Source organism: Candidatus Kapaibacterium thiocyanatum (assembly GCA_001899175.1).
Lineage (GTDB): Bacteria > Bacteroidota > Ignavibacteria > Kapaibacteriales > Kapaibacteriaceae > Kapaibacterium > Kapaibacterium thiocyanatum.
In genome coordinates this window covers 1-1139 of sequence record MKVH01000016.1, presented here as the reverse complement: position 1 = coordinate 1139, position 1139 = coordinate 1, and the positions used below count along the sequence as shown (strand labels likewise).

The window sequence follows — 1139 nt, the reverse complement described above, 5'->3', positions numbered from 1 at the left end:
TGAGTACGATCGTTTGGTTGTACAGCTAGTTGTTGCTCGAACTGAACAGGCGTCATGAGTCCGATGCCTGAATGTAGTCTCAGGCGATTGTAGAACAGGTGGACCCAACGATAGACAGTCGACCGAGCATCTCGTAGGTCGTCGAAGAGAAGTGGACGTCCAGGCTCTGTCTTCATCCGTGCCCAGAAGGATTCCATCGGAGCGTTGTCATAGCAGTTGCCACGTCCGGACATACTCTGCTGGAAGTTGCGCTTTGCCAGTTCGGTTCTGAAGATGTCGGCGTTGTATTGACTACCTTGGTCGGAATGGAATATGACCGGCTCGGAAGGCAGGGTTCTCCGTGTTCTGCAGGCATCATCCAAAGCCCGGAGCAGCGCCTTGGTCTGCATCGTGTGCGAGACAACCATACCCAGGATACGTCGTGAACACAGATCCATGATAGCCACGGCATACGCCTTACCGTTACGACAAGGCAACTCCGTGAAGTCGCTGACCCACACACGGTCGGTATCCTTGACGACGAAGGCACGCTGCAGCAGATTCGGTGCAGGGGCAAGTGTATGGGTCGAATCGGTCGTAGGCCGGTAACGACGCTTACGCGTGGCTTGCAGGCCACTCCTACGCATCAGCTTCTCGACAGTCTTGCGGGTGACCACTTCACCACTGTTCCGCAGCGTCATCCGAGGGCTGCCATACGTCCCGTTGCTCTGCTCATGGACCGAACGCATATGCTCGATGAGCCTGCCATTGGCGAATAGTACGAACAGAGGGTCCACGACGCTTCCAGCAGTGGTACCCGTGCCGGCTCACGCCAAGGACACGGCACATGGCCTGCAATGACCATTTCGCCCGACGATCGTCCATAAAGCGGTACTTCATTTCGGGCGTTGACTGAAGATACCGACGGCCTCCTTTAGGATGTCGCGCTCCTGCCGCAGAAGACGGTTCTCTCGCTCGAGTTCCCGCAAACGCTGCTTGTCCGTCTTCTCCGAATCCTCCTGCTGCTTCAGGCCCGACTTCGCTACCCATTGACGTAGCGTCTCCTCGGCTACGCCAATCTGTTTCGCTGCTCGCGTATAGGGCAGCTTCTGTTCTATCACGAGGGCTACTGCCTCGCGTTTGAATGCTTCATCGTACCG

General features: G+C 56.5%; 2 protein-coding genes. Both read right to left on the bottom strand.

The features are described from left to right. A partial coding sequence (locus BGO89_03120; GenBank protein ID OJX58709.1) for a hypothetical protein occupies positions 1 to 728 on the bottom strand: 728 nt, incomplete at its 3' end. Between the two features lie 147 nt (positions 729 to 875). Further along, a partial coding sequence (locus tag BGO89_03115) for a hypothetical protein (GenBank protein ID OJX58708.1) occupies positions 876 to 1139 on the bottom strand: 264 nt, incomplete at its 5' end.